At 43.6% G+C, this 16,824-nt stretch carries 17 protein-coding genes and 2 tRNA genes; 15 read left to right on the top strand and 4 right to left on the bottom strand.

What is annotated here, in order from left to right; translation table 11 throughout:
- The first annotated feature begins 220 nt into the window (after positions 1-220).
- The 3 genes from Q0230_RS03915 (at position 221) to Q0230_RS03905 (ending at position 1,777) form a co-directional block, all read left to right on the top strand.
- Positions 221-294: transfer RNA gene (locus tag Q0230_RS03915), tRNA-OTHER, on the top strand.
- Positions 295-364, top strand: a tRNA-Asn gene (locus tag Q0230_RS03910).
- Positions 365-613: 249 nt separating this feature from the next.
- Complete coding sequence (locus Q0230_RS03905; protein ID WP_298608378.1) at positions 614-1,777, top strand: slipin family protein; 1,164 nt, start codon at positions 614-616, stop codon at positions 1,775-1,777.
- 139 nt (positions 1,778-1,916) lie between these two features.
- Here Q0230_RS03905 and Q0230_RS03900 read toward each other — a convergent pair whose 3' ends face one another.
- Together Q0230_RS03900 and Q0230_RS03895 are read right to left on the bottom strand one after the other, a co-directional pair.
- Complete coding sequence (locus Q0230_RS03900) at positions 1,917-3,257, bottom strand: ferric reductase-like transmembrane domain-containing protein (RefSeq protein WP_298608376.1); 1,341 nt, start codon at positions 3,255-3,257, stop codon at positions 1,917-1,919.
- A gap of 180 nt (positions 3,258-3,437) precedes the next feature.
- Positions 3,438-4,442, bottom strand: a complete 1,005-nt coding sequence (locus tag Q0230_RS03895) for an adenosine deaminase (protein ID WP_298608374.1) — start codon at positions 4,440-4,442, stop codon at positions 3,438-3,440.
- 129 nt (positions 4,443-4,571) lie between these two features.
- Here Q0230_RS03895 and Q0230_RS03890 point away from each other — a divergent pair, with 129 nt between their 5' ends.
- The 11 genes from Q0230_RS03890 (at position 4,572) to glk (ending at position 14,291) form a co-directional block, all read left to right on the top strand.
- Positions 4,572-5,123 (top strand): RNA 2'-phosphotransferase, encoded by a 552-nt coding sequence (locus tag Q0230_RS03890; RefSeq protein WP_298608372.1) that lies wholly within the window; start codon positions 4,572-4,574, stop codon positions 5,121-5,123.
- 125 nt (positions 5,124-5,248) lie between these two features.
- Positions 5,249-6,679 carry a DegQ family serine endoprotease gene (locus Q0230_RS03885; RefSeq protein ID WP_298608371.1) on the top strand — a complete coding sequence of 477 codons (1,431 nt, stop codon included), beginning with the start codon at positions 5,249-5,251 and terminating at the stop codon, positions 6,677-6,679.
- A gap of 22 nt (positions 6,680-6,701) precedes the next feature.
- Positions 6,702-6,926 (top strand): glutaredoxin family protein, encoded by a 225-nt coding sequence (locus Q0230_RS03880; RefSeq protein ID WP_298608634.1) that lies wholly within the window; start codon positions 6,702-6,704, stop codon positions 6,924-6,926.
- A complete protein-coding gene (gene lepA, locus Q0230_RS03875) occupies positions 6,919-8,724 on the top strand; it encodes a translation elongation factor 4 (protein WP_298608365.1) in 1,806 nt (601 codons plus the stop codon). The genes Q0230_RS03880 and lepA overlap by 8 nt, the downstream gene beginning before the upstream one ends.
- Positions 8,725-8,771: 47 nt before the next feature.
- A complete protein-coding gene (gene lepB / locus Q0230_RS03870; protein WP_298608363.1) occupies positions 8,772-9,542 on the top strand; it encodes a signal peptidase I in 771 nt (256 codons plus the stop codon).
- A gap of 60 nt (positions 9,543-9,602) precedes the next feature.
- The gene (locus tag Q0230_RS03865) at positions 9,603-9,986 is read left to right on the top strand and encodes a DUF4845 domain-containing protein (protein WP_298608361.1); all 384 of its coding nucleotides are present in this window, start codon (positions 9,603-9,605) and stop codon (positions 9,984-9,986) included.
- Between the two features lie 5 nt (positions 9,987-9,991).
- A complete protein-coding gene (rnc, locus tag Q0230_RS03860) occupies positions 9,992-10,660 on the top strand; it encodes a ribonuclease III (RefSeq protein ID WP_298608359.1) in 669 nt (222 codons plus the stop codon).
- Positions 10,653-11,543, top strand: a complete 891-nt coding sequence (gene era, locus Q0230_RS03855; RefSeq protein ID WP_298608357.1) for a GTPase Era — start codon at positions 10,653-10,655, stop codon at positions 11,541-11,543. The genes rnc and era overlap by 8 nt, the downstream gene beginning before the upstream one ends.
- A 1-nt stretch (position 11,544) precedes the next feature.
- Positions 11,545-12,468 (top strand): signal peptidase I, encoded by a 924-nt coding sequence (lepB, locus tag Q0230_RS03850; RefSeq protein WP_298608355.1) that lies wholly within the window; start codon positions 11,545-11,547, stop codon positions 12,466-12,468.
- A 10-nt stretch (positions 12,469-12,478) separates the two neighbouring features.
- Positions 12,479-13,216, top strand: coding sequence for an oxygen-insensitive NADPH nitroreductase (gene nfsA / locus Q0230_RS03845; protein ID WP_298608353.1), 738 nt, complete (start codon positions 12,479-12,481; stop codon positions 13,214-13,216).
- An 85-nt stretch (positions 13,217-13,301) separates the two neighbouring features.
- Positions 13,302-14,291 (top strand): glucokinase, encoded by a 990-nt coding sequence (gene glk / locus Q0230_RS03840; protein WP_298608350.1) that lies wholly within the window; start codon positions 13,302-13,304, stop codon positions 14,289-14,291.
- Here the strand turns inward: glk and tgt are convergent.
- Together tgt and Q0230_RS03830 are read right to left on the bottom strand one after the other, a co-directional pair.
- Positions 14,288-15,385: a tRNA guanosine(34) transglycosylase Tgt gene (tgt, locus tag Q0230_RS03835; RefSeq protein WP_298608633.1), complete on the bottom strand. Its 1,098-nt coding sequence runs from the start codon at positions 15,383-15,385 to the stop codon at positions 14,288-14,290. The genes glk and tgt overlap by 4 nt on opposite strands.
- Positions 15,386-15,466: 81 nt before the next feature.
- Positions 15,467-16,303: an ankyrin repeat domain-containing protein gene (locus tag Q0230_RS03830; RefSeq protein WP_298608349.1), complete on the bottom strand. Its 837-nt coding sequence runs from the start codon at positions 16,301-16,303 to the stop codon at positions 15,467-15,469.
- A gap of 164 nt (positions 16,304-16,467) precedes the next feature.
- Here Q0230_RS03830 and Q0230_RS03825 point away from each other — a divergent pair, with 164 nt between their 5' ends.
- Positions 16,468-16,755, top strand: coding sequence for a hypothetical protein (locus tag Q0230_RS03825; protein ID WP_298608348.1), 288 nt, complete (start codon positions 16,468-16,470; stop codon positions 16,753-16,755).
- Positions 16,756-16,824 lie beyond the last annotated feature (69 nt).

The following is a 16,824-nucleotide window of genomic DNA, read 5'->3' as shown; positions in this document are numbered from 1 at the left end:
TATTGATAGAGTTGTTATGTTTTTTAACTGAGTAGTTATTATTTTAAAAAATAAAATTCAGTTTTTTCAATATGTTATTTATTCAACGTGCACATGGCACGTCTCCTGCAATACTTCTAATATCTGAACTTCAACTGGCACTTGCGGACTAGGTTCAAAACCCTAGCTGACGCAGCCGCCTCTGGTGAGTGTGCGTATCGGTGCAGTATGAAACAGATGTGCGACTGTAGCTCAGTGGTAGAGCCTCCGATTTGAATCGGAAGGTCATTGGTTCGACTCCAATCAGTTGCACCATGCTATAGCTCACTGGTAGAGCACTTGACTATTAATCAAGCGGTGATTGGTTCAACTCCAATTAGCAACTTACCCTGAAACGGTAATAATCGCCCGTAAGGGCATACAAACGGCAAACCTCCACGCTCGCTGTGGCGGTATCTTCGGATACCAAAATACTGAGCACCACTTCGCTGGCCTGAGTGCTGGGTAGGTCGATGGCGAGCTTTGTAACGCAGCGAGTTTCGACTCCAAGCAACGCAGCGTTTCCCCATTGATCCAAAGCACTTAGCCCGTCGCGGTGGGGAGGAATGCCAACTTATTGATAAAGGACAACACCATGTTATTTAAAAAAACCGTCATCATTCCAGAAGCAAATCGCGGGCTGTTGTTCAAAAACGAGCAGTTCGTCAAAGTTTTAAAGGCTGGCAAACATGATTTCTGGGAATTAACCGATACTTACAAAGTCCAGATCATAAGCACCTTGGGGGCTGTGAGTAATCCGGTGTTAGAACAGGTTTTGACGCTTGCCGATACTTATCCAGAACAGTTTGCCAATGATATTCAACGTTGGGAAACCGGCGAGCAAGAAGTTGGTTTGGTCTATCAAGATAATGTGCTGAAAGATATTAAAGCACCCGCACAGCGTGGCGCGTATTGGCGTGGACAACGGGCGATTGACGTGCGCAAAGTCAATATTGCGGATGACATTCGTGTGCCTAAACAGTTAGCGAATATCTTGGTCAATGTGAAAGAAGCTGCTTTGCGCAATGTGGCTCTCTATTCGGTAGCAGTCAGTCAGATTCCTGAAGGGCATATTGGTTTCTTAGAAATTGATGCTGAACAACGCGAAACTTTGACGGCAGGTTCGTATGCGTGGTGGCAGTTTAACCACAGTATCAAAGTCACTCAGATGGATATGCGTTTGCAAAACATGGAAGTGAATGGGCAGGAAATCTTGACCAAAGACCGTGTGGGTTTGCGCATTAATTTGTCGGCGTTATGGCAAGTAAAAGATGCAGCCTTGGTAAAAGCGAGTCTTGCGGATCACAAAGATTATTTGTATCGCGAGTTGCAATTAGCCTTGCGCACGGTGGTTTCTACTCAGACTTTGGATGAATTATTAGCCGATAAAAATCTGTTAAATCAAACCATTCAAAGCCTTGTTGCGGAAAAAGCAGCAGCCTATGGGCTGGAATTGAAAACTGTTGGTGCTCGTGACATTGTGTTGCCGGGTGAAATGAAAGCGATTTTGGCGCAAGTCGTGGAGGCGGAGAAAAAGGCCGAAGCCAATTTAATCCGTCGTCGCGAAGAAACGCAAGAAACCCGTTCATTGCACAATACTGCAAAAGTGATGGAGGGTAACCCTGTGTTATTGCGCTTAAAAGAACTGGAGATTTTGGAAAAAATCACCGGACGCATCCAGAACTTAAATGTGTATGGCGGCTTGGATAGCGTAATGAATGATATGGTGAGATTGACTGAGCGTACCAAAAACCCTTAATCCGAGCTTTAGGGTAAATGAATCAGTGGTAAGCTCAACTGCTTCTATCCCAATAGTTTTTAAATCATGATTTAGTGGACTAGTAGCAAGTATTTACCTTGCTACTTTGGGGTAATTAACTTTTAACTCTAGGATTTAGTTAACGCAAGGCAAACTCTTCCTGATGAAAGTCGTTAGGATTTAACCCAGCTTTAATTAAGTCAGTTTTTAGCTTGGCTCCAAAGGTACTGGGGCCACAGAACCATACACTCGCATTTTGCCAATCAGGTACCGCCGCTTGAATTTTTTCAGCGGTCAAATAACCATCTTTCGCGTCTATGAGCAGATGCAAATCGATTTGAGCCGCTGCGGTGTCAGCCTTGAGTTTGCTTAAAGCAAGCTCACTGACTTCTTTAGTGGTATGGAAAAAATCAATTTCTTTGCCATCCGGTTCAGTGGCTAAATGCCGCATCTGTGCAATAAAGGGGGTAATGCCAATGCCTGCACCAATCCAAATTTGGCGCGATTTATTGTCCTCAAAATCAAAGCGACCATAAGGGCCTTCTAAAGTAACCGTTTGCCCGACGCTCAGTTGCTCACTCAAGGTTTTAGTGTGATCGCCTAGTTCCTTAATCACAAACTTAATATGCTTATCCGCTGGATTCCAAGCGGAGGCAATGGTGTAGGGATGTGCGCCTTCAGTCGTTTTAGAAGTAGCGAAAGCGAATTGGCCAGCTTTATGCCCTTGCCACGCATCTGCAGCCAACACATCAATCTCTAAAACTTTTAGCTCAGGATAATACTGTAAGGATTCAATCGTTGCTGCGGCTTGACGCTTTTTGCCGACCTGCTTAAATAAAACTAAGAAAGCCGCCACGCTACCTAACACTAATAAGACTGCCATGATCCAACCAATCGGCTGTCCCCAATATTGGTTTTTAATTAAAATCACGCTGTGATATGCCAATAATAAATAAGCAATGGCTAAGAATTTGTGGGTCTTTTTAAATAAGTGATAGGGAAAGCGTTTAATCAGCGCTAACGCAATAAGAAGAACAGCTACATAAAAAGTCCATTCACCAATGGTTTCTGCCAAGCCACGTTGGCTACGAAAAAAGCTTTCAAGAGTGCTTAGAGTTTGGCCTGCATCACCACCCGGACGCCGTTCTGGACGACTTAACCAGCCCCAACCAACCATCCATTTAGTCCCTTTAGCAAACCACCAATGTAGAACTGCTAAAGTTAAAGCTGAAATCCCTAACCATTTGTGCAAGCGATACATCTTATCAAGGCCATTGAAAAAGTTCTCCATGAATACTGGACGTACAGCTAGGATCATGGAAACACTCATAGCAGCAATCGCGATAATGCCGCTGTATTGAATAAATACATCGCGAAAAGCGAAATAAGTAATTGGACTATTTAAAGGTGGCGTGGCAAATAACCAAGCTATACTCAAGCCTAATAATAAAACCCAGAGGGTAATTTTAACATTCTTCATTCTGCTCAACTCAGTAATAAATAAAAAGGGGTTGCTAAAATTTAGCGAATTGACTTGAGTATAGTGGAGGACTTAGGACAGTTTGCGGAGCAATTGTGGAGAAGTTTAGGAGAAATTCTGAGCAAGGTTTTAAGCAGCTAGTACAAGACCTACTGCCTAAAGGGGGTACTAAAGCGCAGTCTAAGCCAAGGCTTGCAATTGTTGTTTCCAAGTTGCTTTAGCCGCAGTGGGCAGGAAGCTCGCTTCAAAACTATTTTGGGCAAGCTGAATGGCTTGGGTTTTAGTCATTGATAAAGCATCGGCTACAGCAATAAAGTTCTCCGTCATATAGCCACCAAAATAGGCAGGATCATCTGAGTTGATGGTAACTTTTACCCCGCGCTCAAGTAGTTCTAAAATATTATGTTCACGCATATCTTTAAATACGCAAAGTTTAAGATTAGATAAGGGGCAGACCGTGAGTGGCATTTGCGTCTGAATCAGGTGCTCGACTAGCTGTGGATCTTCCACACAACGCACTCCATGATCAATGCGTTTAACCTTGAGCAACTCTATAGCTTGTTTAATGTAATCAGCAGGCCCTTCCTCGCCTGCATGCGCGACGGTTAACCAACCTTCAGCTCGAGCTTTGGCAAATACGCGCTCAAATAATTCAGGTGGGAAGCCTTTTTCCGAGCTGTCCAAGCCGACTGCGATAATTTTATCTTTATACGGCAAGGCTTGTTCTAGTGTGGTCAACGCGGCAGTTTCCGGTAAGTGCCGCAAAAAGCACATAATCAGATAGCTGCTAATACCAAATTTTGTTTTAGCATCTTGGAGTGCTTGATGAATCCCATTGATGACTGTGCCAAACGGAATTCCACGGTCTGTATGAGTTTGCGGATCAAAGAAAGGCTCAACATGACGCACATTTTGTTGATAACAGCGCTCTAAATAAGCCCAAGTCAGATCATAAAAATCTTGCTCAGTTTGTAGAACATTCGCGCCTTGATAATAAATGTCTAAAAAATCCTGCAAATTACTAAATTCGTAAGCGGCTCGAATCGCTTCGATTGAGTCAAAAGGTAAGGTGATTTGATTACGTTGTGCGAGTTTAAACATCAATTCAGGCTCTAGGCTACCTTCAAGATGCAAATGTAGCTCGGCTTTCGGCAGCTGATTGAGAAAGTGGTGAAACTCAGGCATAACAATGACCCCTAGCAAGTGGCTAAAAGACTAAAATAATGTAAATTTATGTACTTAGCGATTAGCCAATTGAGATTTAAGTTAAACAATTTGTTTAAGTCACTAATTATAAAATAAAGAAAAGATAAAATGATGAATGAAAAAGAAAAAATTCGTAAAGGTAAATTCTTGAGTCTAATATTACGCCATCAACCAGAGACGATAGGCTTAAGTTTAGATGAGGCCGGTTGGGCTTCAGTGGATGAGTTATTGAGTCAATTAGCAGCGCACAAAAAGCCTTTAACGCGCGCTGAGCTGGATGAGATCGTATTGACTAATGACAAACAGCGCTATAGCTTCAGTGTGGATGGTAAGCAAATCCGTGCTAACCAAGGTCATTCTTTAAAAACAATAGAGTTAGGTTTAGAACCTATGCAGCCGCCTGAGGTTTTGTATCATGGTACGGCAAGTCGGTTTGTACACTCAATTCTAAAACAAGGCTTAAAAGCGCAATCGCGCCAGCATGTGCATTTATCCAAAGATACTGAAACAGCGACTAAAGTAGGGATGCGACATGGGATGCCCATTATTCTGTTAGTCGATGCACAACAAATGCAAGCTGATGGTTATCTCTTTTATTGTTCAGCTAATCATGTCTGGCTCACTGAAAAAGTCCCTGCAAAATATTTAAAAATCGTATAAAAAATAAGTTGATGAAGGAATTTTAAGCTGTATTCAGCCACGAGCACCTATAGCTATGCGAGCCTAGATTCGGGTAAGCTAGTTTGACTTGTAGCATTTGAACAACATGTGTTTGGAGACTCTCAATGACTGATAAACCGGCTAGTCGTATGCGGCTTTTGCAGTGGCTACTTGCAGGAGCTCTTTGCCTTAGCGCTTCCGTGCAGGCACGCAGCTTGCCGGAATTTACTGAGCTTGTGAAAACCAATGGACCCGCTGTGGTAAATATCACAACTAGTCATAAGCAAAAAGCAGCTCCTGAAGCGCCACCCGATAGTGCTCCGGGCTACGAAGAGCCTTTCGATGAACTAATGAAACGCTTTTTCGGTAATCCGAATGGCAATGGTGTACCGGAAGATTTTGGTGCAGATGCGCGAGGTTCAGGTTTTGTCTTATCAGCAGATGGCTACATTATTACCAATCATCATGTGGTTGATGGTGCAGATGAAATTTTGGTAAAGCTGAATGATCGGCGTGAGTTCACGGCTAAATTAATTGGTAGTGATAAGCGTAGTGATGTTGCCTTGTTAAAGATTGAAGCGATGAATCTACCTACTTTGAAAATCGGGGATTCTGGCACGATTGAAGTGGGTGAGTGGGTTTTGGCTATTGGTTCACCCTTTGGTTTTGAATCCAGTGCTACTTCGGGAATTGTGAGTGCGACTGGACGTAATTTGCCGACTGATACTTATGTGCCCTTTATCCAGACTGATGTGGCGATCAACCCGGGTAATTCAGGTGGGCCGCTCTTTAATTTAGATGGTGAGGTGGTTGGCGTGAACTCACAAATCTATAGCCGTTCTGGTGGATTTATGGGGGTGTCTTTTGCGATTCCCATCAATATTGTGATGGATGTGGTTTCTCAGCTCAAAACCAAAGGCAAAGTCTCACGGGGTTGGATTGGAGTATACATCCAAGAAGTCGATCAAAACCTAGCACAGTCTTTTGGTATGACCACACCGACTGGAGCTTTAGTAACTCAAGTCGTTCCTGAAGGGCCAGCCACTAATGTCATGCAGTTAGGCGATGTCATTATTGAATTGAATGGTAAACCTGTGGCTAATGCAGGGAGTTTACCTGCCATGGTTGGTACAGTCGCTCCGGGTGAAACTGTGAAACTGACGGTGATTCGGAATCGTGAGCGTAAAGAGGTCGATTTAAAAATTGGTGAGTTACCTGGTGAAGAAGGGGCTGCCCAAGCTGAGCCTGAAGAAGCTAGCCCAGATAATCCTGTGGGTATAGAAGTCTTAGGCATGCAGTTGACACCCATTGATGACACAATTCGTGAGGCTTTAGGCCTAGCAATGGGAGGGGTTTTAGTTGAAAAAGTAAGCGGCGATCCTGCCCAACGTGCAGGCATTGCGGCAGGTGATGTAGTTACTATATTGGATGGCAAACCGGTGAGTTCACCTGAAGAAGTTAAGAAAATTCTTAGTGAGATTGATAAGGGTAAAACCATTGCAGTATTAGTCTATCGCGAAGGTGCTGCACGTTTTCTGGCTATGAAAGTTGAATAGACAGGCAAAAAAATCCCTAACCGTGTATTATCGCCTCGGCTGTCATTTGTGTGATGCAATGATAGCCGAGCTGCGTTATTTGCAGCACGAATTAACATTTGAATTAGAATTAGTCGACATCGATAAAGATCCGGATTTACGCAAGCGTTATGACGTGGATGTGCCGGTGGTCACACTCGGCACTGAGGTCGTGTGTTTCCATTTTTTCGAAGAGGACATGGTGAGACAAGCATTACAAGATGGCTGAAGTAAACCCCAACATTCGGAATTTTTCCATTATTGCGCATATTGACCACGGTAAATCGACTCTTTCGGATCGCTTTATTCAATATTGTGGTGGCCTAGAAGAGCGCGAAATGGAAGCTCAAGTACTTGATTCCATGGATTTAGAACGTGAACGCGGCATTACGATTAAAGCACAAAGCGTTTCGCTCGATTATAAAGCACGTAATGGGCAAATCTATCAGCTCAATTTTATTGATACCCCCGGCCATGTGGACTTTTCTTATGAGGTATCACGCTCACTAGCGGCTTGCGATGGCGCTTTATTAGTGGTTGATGCCTCTCAAGGTGTAGAAGCGCAAAGCGTTGCCAATTGCTATACCGCGATTGAGCTGAATCTTGAGGTTGTGCCAGTCTTAAATAAAATCGACTTACCTTCGGCTGATCCCGATCGGGTTTGCCAAGAAATTGAAGATATTATTGGGATTGATGCGACCGAAGCAGTCCATGTCAGTGCAAAAACTGGCATTGGTATTGAGGATTTATTAGAGCAATTAGTTGAGCGGATTCCAGCGCCTGTGGGTAATCCAGACTCTCCTTTAAAAGCTTTAATCATTGATTCTTGGTTTGATAATTATCTTGGGGTTATTTCGCTCGTGCGGGTCGTTGACGGTGAAATTCGCAAGAAAATGAAAATTCGTGCGATGTCGACTGGACGTGATTTCCAAGTAGAGCAAGTCGGGGTTTTTACACCCAAACGCCTAGATAAAGATAGTTTGAAAGCGGGTGAAGTGGGTTTTGTCATCGCTGGTATTAAAGAGATTACAGCGGCACGCGTGGGTGATACTTTCACCGATGCGCAAAAACCTGCGGATAAACCGTTATCAGGTTTTAAAGAGATTCAGCCCCGCGTCTTCGCAGGTATTTTCCCCGTGGATGCCGATCAATATGAAAATCTGCGGGATGCTTTATCTAAGCTCCAATTAAATGACTCAGCGCTCTTTTATGAACCAGAAACCTCCCAAGCTTTAGGTTTTGGTTTCCGTTGTGGTTTCCTTGGCATGTTGCATATGGAAATCGTCCAAGAGCGCTTAGAACGTGAGTATGATTTAAACTTAATCACTACCGCACCCACGGTTATTTATGAAGTCTTATTAACGAATGGTGAAAAAGTTTTTGTTCATAATCCTTCAGAATTACCACCTTTAAATAAGATTGAAGAAATTCGCGAGCCTATTATTCGTGGCACAATTTTAGTTCCACAAGAGTATTTAGGGAATGTGATTACACTCTGTATTGATAAACGTGGTGTGCAAAGAAATATGCAATATATGGGGAATCAGGTGTCCCTCGTATTTGATTTACCTTTAGCTGAAGTGGTTTTGGATTTCTTTGATAAATTAAAGTCTGTGAGTCGTGGTTATGCTTCTTTCGATTATGCTTTAGATCGCTTTGAACCAGCACCGATGGTACGTGTCGATGTCTTAGTCAATGGCGATAAAGTGGATGCGCTGGCCATTATGGTACATCGGGATTTTGCTCAATCGCGTGGCCGGCAATTGGTAGAAAAGATGAAAGAATTAATTCCACGCCAAATGTATGAAGTCGCGATTCAAGCCGCGATTGGTAGTCAAATTATTGCCCGTAGCACTGTAAAGGCAATGCGTAAAGATGTATTAGCTAAGTGCTACGGGGGGGATGTCAGCCGGAAGCGTAAATTACTGGAAAAGCAGAAAGAAGGTAAAAAGCGCATGAAACAGGTGGGTAGTGTGGAGATTCCACAAGAAGCGTTTCTAGCCGTCCTACGCGTCAGTGATAAATAAGTTTAGTGATAATTAATAACGAAGAGTATTAAGAAGGAACAACCTACATGGATATGGACTTAGAGTTTTGGCTAGTGGTTGCTACCCTAGTAAGCGGTTTAATTTGGTTGTTATATAGCCTGTTTAATCGCAAGAAAAGTAAATTCGGTCGTCGTGTTGAGCCTTGGTATGTGGAATATGCGCGTTCTTTCTTTCCAGTACTCTTAATTGTTTTACTCTTACGCTCCTTTGTTGCTGAGCCTTTCCGGATTCCTTCGGGGTCGATGCTACCCACTTTAGAAATTGGTGATTTTATTCTGGTTAATAAATTTACCTATGGTATTCGTTTACCGGTGACACATACTAAAATTATTCCTTTGGGCGAGCCTAAAACAGGCGATGTGGTTGTGTTTCGCTTTCCCAATGATCCGAAAATTGATTTCATTAAACGCTTAGTAGGTATGCCGGGTGATGTAATTGCTTGGGATAATAAAGAGCTAAAAGTAAATGGAGTGCCAGTAGCCCGCCAAGAGCTGGGTGAATACGATGCCCATGATCAGCAAGGAGAAGTACACCCCACCCTTCGTCTAAAGGAAACGCTAGGTAAGGTAGATCATGATATTCTGATTTTGCCGGGCAGTTCAGGCCGTTCTGGTGAGCTGGTGGTACCTGAAGGGCATTATTTTGTCATGGGCGATAACCGTGATATGAGTAATGATAGCCGGATGTGGGGTCTAGTTCCGGAAGAAAATCTAGTTGGTAAGGCCATGTTAGTATGGATGCACTTTAACTGGGGTGGCGATGGTTTAAATTTCAAACGGATTGGCTTGATTGATTAAATCTCATTAAGCAAGACCTAGCCCGAACAAGAATAGTTAACAATAAATTTGGGTCAAAGCATGAAAACAAGAAAAAAACAGCGTGGTATGTCATTTCTAAGCTGGGTCAGTGTCCTAAGTATTGTGATTCTGGCTTTTGTCAGCGGCGTTAAATTAGTACCGGTGTATGTTGAGTTTTATAGCGTGCAATCTTTAATGAAAAAGATTGTAGAAGACCCAGCAATTAGTGCGACTAATACGCAGGGGCTACGTGGTAAATTAGATGATTATTTGAATATTAATGGTATGTATACCGTCAAACGCGAGTATTTTTCAGTGGAGGCTCAAGCTGACAATAAAAATGCAAAAGCTTTGGTGGTAAATTATGAAGTAAGAAAGCCTTGGCTAGGAAATATTGATTTTCTTATGACTTTCCATCATGCCGAGGCGTTAAAGGGGCAATAGGCTGTTTGGATAAGTTAAAGAAATTAATTTCGGTTGAGTTGATGGCGACTGACAATTTTGTACGCGCCATCACTCACCGTAGCGCAGATGGTAAACATAATGAGCGGTTGGAGTTTCTTGGTGATAGTGTGCTGGGGCTTATTATCACCACGGAGCTTTATCGGCGCATTCCCCGTGCGAGCGAAGGCTATCTAAGTCGTTTACGTGCCTCTTTGGTGAATGAAAATACCCTTGCAACTTTATCTGCAGGTTTAGGCTTAGGGGATTTTCTGCGTTTAGGGCAAGGTGAGTTAAAGAGTGGCGGCTTTCGACGTAAGTCGATTCTGGCTGATGCGTTAGAAGCACTGATTGGTTGTATTTACTTAGAGCAAGGAATCAGTGAAGCAGAACGCTTTGTGCTGCATATTTATCGCGATTTGCTCAATCAATTACCTACTGAAGATGATTTAAAAGACCCCAAAAGTCGTCTGCAAGAATATTTGCAATCGCGTGGCTATGACTTACCAAGCTATCAACTCACTCAGGTCGAGGGCGAAGCACACCGCCAAACATTTACCGCGGAGTGTAAAGTGCCTGCTTTAGATATTTGCACTACAGGTATTTCAGGTAGTCGGCGTAAAGCGGAACAGGATGCAGCAGCAAAAGCCTTTGAGCAGGTAATGAAGCATGTCTAAATATGGTGTTGTGGCAATCGCAGGTCGGCCAAATGTCGGCAAATCCACTTTAATGAATCATTTGGTGGGCTTTAAGGTCTCGGCTACTGCAAATAAACCCCAAACTACACGGCATAATATCCGTGGGATTTTGAGCGAAAACGACTGCCAAATTGTTTTTTTGGATACGCCTGGTATCCATCGTGCTTCTAAAAGCTTGTTAAATAAAACGATTAATCTCCAAGCTGTAGCAGCACTAGAAGATGTCGATGCGGTGATTATGCTTGTGGAGGCAGAGCGTTGGGTCGATGAGGACAGTTTGGTTTTAGAGCGTCTGCAGCATTTAACTTGCCCCATTTTTCTGGTTGCAAATAAAGTTGATCGAGTCAAGCAGAAGGTGGATTTGTTAGCTTGGTTACAAGAAGTCGCTACTAAACGCGAGTTTAAAGCGATTTTCCCCTTGTCTGCTACCAAAGCAATTAATACTGAAGCGCTAAAAAATGAGCTGATTGCACTTATGCCCGAGGGCGAGTGGAGTTATGCGGAAGATGATGTGACGGATCAATCGACGCGCTTCATTTGTGGGGAGTTAATCCGCGAACAGTTGATGACTTATTTGCATCAAGAGATTCCTTATTCCACTGCTGTCGAAGTAGAAAAGTTTGAGCCACGCGCTGAAATTACCGAAATTCACGCTTGCATTTGGGTCAGCCGAGAAAATCAAAAGGGTATTATTATTGGGCGCAAGGGCGAGACTCTAAAGCGGATTGGTAGTTCTGCACGAATTGCTTTAGAAGCCTTTTTAGAGCAAAAAGTCTTGCTGCGCTTATGGGTACGAGTGGAAGAAAACTGGGAAAATAGCCCACGTCATTTACAAGCTTTAGGGATTTCTTCCAATAGCTAATATGGATTCAATCAGCACACTCAATCGCCCACGCAAAGCTTGGTTAGCTTTTTTATTGGGTTTATTCTTGCCGGGTTTAGGGCAACTCTACAATGGACAAGTGAATCGAGCCGCTTGGTTTATGCTTGGCTCATGGTTGTTTGGGATTCCTTTAGTTGGCTTAATCGTGCCTTATTTACCCGATGATTGGACGGCTTCCGTCATGCTCGGTTCGATTGGTTTGGCGCTATTGATTTGGCTGATTAGTTGTATTGACGCGCTCTTGCAGGCTTTGAAATTATCCAATTACACACCTGCTAGCTGGCAAGGCGCGGGCACTTATCTGTTTCTTATTTTGCTAGTGACGGTTTGTTTATTTCCTTTGTTATCCCAGCAAGTACGCAAACATTGGGTTGAGCCGTTTCGGATTCCTTCGGCTAGCATGGAACCAGCCTTAATTGCAGGCGATTTTATCTATGCGGACAAACATTATAATTGTTTAGGTTGCGAGCCAGAAATTCAGCGTGGCGATATTATTACTTTCACTTACCCAAATAATCGCGCGATGGGTTACATCAAACGGGTCATTGGCTTACCAGGTGATCAAATTAAAATCCGTGGGCAAACCGTGACGGTCAACAATAAACCCCTAACGGTACAGCGTGCTCAGCAGAATGAGGCGATTGTGATTCAAGAGCGCTATGAAAAGAAACAATGGCCGGTTATTTGGAAGAATCCTCAAGCTGCCACACCCTTAGCGGATTTAACCGTACCTGCAGGGCAAGTCTTTGTGCTCGGGGATAATCGGAATAATAGTAATGATTCGCGCTATTTTGGTACCGTACCTTTAGCAGATATTACTGGACGCGCTCGCCAAGTTTGGTTCTCTTATAACCGTGAAGTCGGCGGCTTGCAGTGGGGGCGAGTCGGTTTAGTGCTGCATTAAGGAGTAAACGATGAATACGATGATGGCAACCATGCTAAACCATGCCTCTGTGCGTCAATTTACAGAGCAAGCTGTTTCTCAAGAAACTTTAGAAAATATAATCCGTTGTGGGCAAGCAGCGGCTTCGTCTAGTTTCATTCAAGCCGTATCTGTGATTCAGGTCACTCAAGCCGAAACAAGGGCACAAATCGCAGAATTAGCGGGTGGACAAACGTGGGTGGCTGTGGCTCCAGTTTTCTTAGTGTTTTGTGCAGATTTGCAGCGCGTGAATTATGCCTGTGTGAAAAATGAATTGGGTGCTTTAGAAGGTCATACCGAGCATTTTATTACCGCTACCGTTGATACCGCTTTAGTAGCGCAGAATGTCCTGCTCGCCGCTGAGTCTATGGGTTTAGGTGGCGTTTTCATTGGTGGGATTCGAAACAATCCACAGTTAGTCTGTGATCTATTAAAGCTACCTGAGCAGGTTTATCCAGTGTTTGGTATGTGCTTAGGTTGGCCAGTGCAAGCTAATGCCGTTAAACCACGCTTCCCAGTGCAAACTATCTTACATACTGATCACTATGATCTTAGCCAAGTAGCATCACAAGTTGATGCCTATGATCTACAAATGCAGGCTTATTATCAAACACGTGGCAGTAATCAACGCATTTCTAATTGGTCAGCACAAACTGCAGGCGCGGTGCAGAAAAAACAACGTCCGCATATGTTAAAATTTTTACAAGCTCGTGGCTTATTGCTACGTTAAAACCTTGATCAGTAGCAGCATTTATTTTTTTCATGATGTAAAATAATTCCACGCCGCATCAGGCAACAGCTTAAGGAAAAAGAATATGTCTGCTGTCTACACTACGCTTGCTATCGATATTGGTGGAACCAATATCCGTTTAGGCTTGTTAGGAACTGATTCACTACGCCCTAGTTATATTAAAACTTTTAAAATTAATCAGTTTGCAGGGTTAGCTGAAGTGATTGAGCTGTTCTTGAGTTCAGCACCGCCTCATCAAATCAAGCAAGCCGCCATTGATGTAGCGACTCCCGTCACACAAGATACGATTAAACTCACCAACCACGCTTGGACTTTTAGTATTCGTGAAATTCGCGAGCGCTTTGGTTTTGAGCGCTTAAAAGTGATTAATGACTTTACTGCGATGGCTTTATCGATTCCTCTATTAGACGCCAATGAGTTAAAACAAGTGGGTGGTGGGGCTGCTGATCCTGATGGAGCGATTGCTTTATTAGGTGCAGGTACAGGTTTAGGAGTATCCGGTTTAATTCGTTCTGCAGCAGGTTGGTATCCTTTATCAGGTGAAGGTGGGCATGTAACTTTAGGTGCACGCAACCCACGTGAGTTAGCCATCTTTGCGGCTTTCTGGGAAAAATACGGGCATATGTCAGCTGAGCGCTTGTTATCTGGTACGGGCTTAGAGGAGTTCTATCAAGTGATTTGTCGTTTGGATGGTAAAACGCCAGAGACGCTACAGCCTGCTGATATTTCTGGACGTGCCATTGCTAAAGTTTGTCCCGCTTGTATGGAAACCATGAACTTATTTTGTGAGTGGTTCGGAATTGTTGCAGGCAACCTAACTTTATCCTTGGGCGCGACGGGCGGAGTCTATATTGGTGGGGGGATTGTGCCTAATTTAGGTGATTATTTTATCCACTCTAGTTTTCGTGCTGCGTTTGAAACCAAAGGGCGCTTCACAGGTTTTATGCAAAAAGTACCTGTGTATATTATTGAGGCCGACAATCCAGCTTTACGCGGAGCGGCGGCCTCGCTTAATCAACGCTTTGATAAAATCGGGATTAGTTGTACCGCTTAGTGCGCACGCAGCGCATAAAACTCACGCACAAACTCAGCAAAACGACCTGCCTCCAAAGCAGTGCGGATACCTTGCATCAGTTCTTGGTAGTAATACAAATTATGAATGGTATTTAGACGTGCGCCGAGGATTTCGCCGCATTTGTCTAGATGACGTAAATAAGCGCGTGAGTAGTTTTGGCAAGTGTAACAAGCACATTGTTCATCAATCGGGCGGGTATCGTGTTGGTATTGGCTATTACGTAACTTCAATTGTCCGTAGCGAGTGAATAAAAAAGCATTGCGCGCATTCCTTGTGGGGATCACACAATCGAACATATCAATTCCGCGTAATACGCCTTCAACAATATCCTCAGGTTTACCTACGCCCATTAAATAATGTGGTTTATTCGCGGGTAAATGCGGCACAGTAGCTTCTAAAATCCGATCACGATCTTCTTTCGGTTCACCAACAGCTAAACCTCCCACGGCATAACCATCGAAATCAATCTTTTGTAGTTGTTCTGCAGAATGCAGACGTAAATCTTCATACACACCACCTTGTACGATCCCAAACAAGGCTGAAGGATTGCCGGTATGCGCTGCTTTGCTACGGGCTGCCCAACGCAGTGAAAGCTCCATCGATTGCTTGGCTTCCTCATGCGTTGCAGGGTAGGGAGTGCACTCGTCGAAAATCATCACAATATCCGAACCTAATTCACGCTGGACTTGCATCGAGGATTCAGGTGTCATCAGAATCGGGCTACCATTCACCGGCGATTGGAAGCGTACACCTTCCTCGCTGATTTTACGCATCGCAGCCAGCGAAAATACTTGGAAACCACCCGAGTCAGTGAGAATCGGTTTGTCCCAATGCATAAACTCATGTAAGTCACCATGCAAACGCACGATCTCGGTACCGGGGCGTAGCATGAGGTGGAAGGTATTACCCAGAATAATTTGCGCACCAATACCTTTAAGCTCTTCCGGAGTCATCGCTTTAACCGTGCCATAAGTACCTACTGGCATAAAGGCAGGGGTTTCGACTTCACCACGTGGGAAATTCAAACGACCACGACGGGCCATCCCTTCAGTTTTGAGTAGCTCAAACTGCATGTGCGACATAGGAATGCTTCCAATTAAAGGAGTTTGCGAAGCAGTGCATAATAACTGGAGTTGTGAGGGGATACCAAGTTTCTATGTTGGTGCTTGCTGTTTCTTACAAGTATTCGGAAATACCTGCATCAAAGACTCAATACGTATGATTATTTGTTCTCGCCCCTCTAGCTCAGCAGGAATTTCTTGGGCAAATGCAATGGGTAATTTACCCTTGCATTTGCCATCATCGGTTTCATATACGGATACGCCCATATCCAATAGCCAATCCGCTATTCTGATATTACCCAATTGCAAGGACTCTATCAGTGGTGTGGTATCAAGGATTCTGTAATTTAGTGCAGCTCCATGTTGAAGCAATACCTTTGCTGATTCTAGATCATCGTTTTGAATGGCTCGAAAAATCGGTACATGAGCAGTATCCACACCTTCATATAAACAAGAATCAAGATCCTTGGGTTTGGCCTCAATGCGGGTGAGCACATAGTCAAGCATCTCGCTATCACGATTATTCACCACACAAAACAAATTAGTTACATAATCAGGTATCGAATCAAATGAAGCACCTAAGGCCAACAGTTGCTCAGTAATTTTGATAACCAAGTCTCGATGTTCTGGTTTGGTAGGGTGGCCACCTTCAACTTCTGTTCCACAGAACAGCAGGTTAAGAAAATTATTAGAGTGATAATCCATGACTACTTTTTTAATACTCTCTTGATCGAGCCATTGGTTAATTTTTACATAGTCAAATTGCGCAAAGGCAAGACCAAAGCTGTCCCTCCAGCAACTATAAAACTTATCGCTATTGGGAGAGATTTGCTGGCACGGTGGCTGAGGAGCTTCAGATTTAGGGATTTGCTCGGCTTGAACCTGACAGCTCAGTAGTACAAAAATTATTGATGTTAGTAATAAACGCATAATACTTCCTCAGTTTGTCATTGAGACTAGCAACTGCACAGATAAGTTTCGCAAAAGCTAGCTAAACCATTAGAGATAGTAAGCCTATTTTCAATTGACAGTTTTCACTAGCTTCGGTGAGTATGCACTTAGGTAATCAATACCGCTGATGAGGAGAGAACACTATGCACGCAAGCACCTTGCGCCGATATTGTCAAAGGACTAATCCAATTCGCTCCTCAGAAACCACCGTGAATGTTTTAGCCCCCGGTGTTGTTAAGCAACACATCAGTTTAGGTGCAGAATGGCAACTCACACCAAAATCAAGCTTAATTGCTTCTTTCGTACATACCTTCGAAAATGAAACTAAAGGCGATACGACGGCGCCGCCCCAGGCATCCATTGCTTTAGATGCTTATAACTTAAAGATGAAACAGAAGGCTATTGGGGTTGCCTATAGTCAGCGGTTTTAAATTTTTCCCATCCCACCTTTTACACACGCTCATCGAGCGTGTGTTTCTAGCCAGTTATCCCAATTAGGT

The organism is uncultured Thiothrix sp. (assembly GCF_937876535.1).
Classification (GTDB): Bacteria; Pseudomonadota; Gammaproteobacteria; order Thiotrichales; family Thiotrichaceae; genus Thiolinea.
Note: the sequence above shows the minus strand (reverse complement) of the source record. Positions and strands in the feature narration are given on the sequence as shown.